The sequence below is a fragment of the Enterococcus bulliens genome, from assembly GCF_053761865.1.
This window is the reverse complement of the sequence record NZ_JBSMXK010000055.1, coordinates 1-1326: the sequence shown is the minus strand read 5'-3', so window position 1 is coordinate 1326 and position 1326 is coordinate 1. Positions and strand designations below refer to the sequence as shown.

Annotated in this window: 1 rRNA gene; it reads left to right on the top strand. The window is 49.1% G+C overall.

From position 1 onward, the window contains the following. A 23S ribosomal RNA gene (locus ACWOEC_RS12195) occupies positions 1-1326 on the top strand; the annotation flags it as partial.

The following is a 1326-nucleotide window of genomic DNA, read 5'->3' as shown; positions in this document are numbered from 1 at the left end:
CATCTTTTATAGGATGTTACTTTTCAGTGAATACATAGCTGATTAGAGGTAGACGCAGAGAACTGAAACATCTAAGTACCTGCAGGAAGAGAAAGAAAATTCGATTCCCTGAGTAGCGGCGAGCGAAACGGGAAAAGCCCAAACCAAGATGCTTGCATCTTGGGGTTGTAGGACTCCGATATGGTAGTATAATCAGATAGTCGAATGACTTGGAAAAGTCAGTCAAAGAGGGTAAAAACCCCGTAGACGAAATTTGGTTTGCACCTAGGAGTATCCTGAGTACGGCGGAACACGAGAAATTCCGTCGGAATCCGGGAGGACCATCTCCCAAGGCTAAATACTCCCTAGTGACCGATAGTGAACCAGTACCGTGAGGGAAAGGTGAAAAGCACCCCGGAAGGGGAGTGAAATAGATCCTGAAACCGTGTGCCTACAACAAGTCAAAGCCCGTTAATGGGTGATGGCGTGCCTTTTGTAGAATGAACCGGCGAGTTACGATTGCATGCGAGGTTAAGCTGAAGAGGCGGAGCCGTAGCGAAAGCGAGTCTGAATAGGGCGTTTTAGTATGTAGTCGTAGACCCGAAACCATGTGATCTACCCATGTCCAGGTTGAAGGTGCGGTAAAACGCACTGGAGGACCGAACCCACGTACGTTGAAAAGTGCGGGGATGAGGTGTGGGTAGCGGAGAAATTCCAATCGAACTTGGAGATAGCTGGTTCTCTCCGAAATAGCTTTAGGGCTAGCCTCGGATTTAAGAATGATGGAGGTAGAGCACTGTTTGGACTAGGGGCCCATCTCGGGTTACCGAATTCAGATAAACTCCGAATGCCATTCATTTATATCCGGGAGTCAGACTGTGAGTGATAAGATCCATAGTCGAAAGGGAAACAGCCCAGACCACCAGCTAAGGTCCCAAAATATATGTTAAGTGGAAAAGGATGTGGGGTTGCACAGACAACTAGGATGTTGGCTCAGAAGCAGCCACCATTTAAAGAGTGCGTAATAGCTCACTAGTCGAGTGACCCTGCGCCGAAAATGTACCGGGGCTAAACATATTACCGAAGCTGTGGAGTGTACCTTTGGTACACTGGTAGGAGAGCGTTCTAAGGGCGTCGAAGGTAGACCGTGAGGACTGCTGGAGCGCTTAGAAGTGAGAATGCCGGTATGAGTAGCGAAAGACAGGTGAGAATCCTGTCCACCGAATGACTAAGGTTTCCTGGGGAAGGCTCGTCCGCCCAGGGTTAGTCGGGACCTAAGCCGAGGCCGACAGGCGTAGGCGATGGACAACAGGTTGATATTCCTGTACTCGTTGTTTTTGTTTGAGC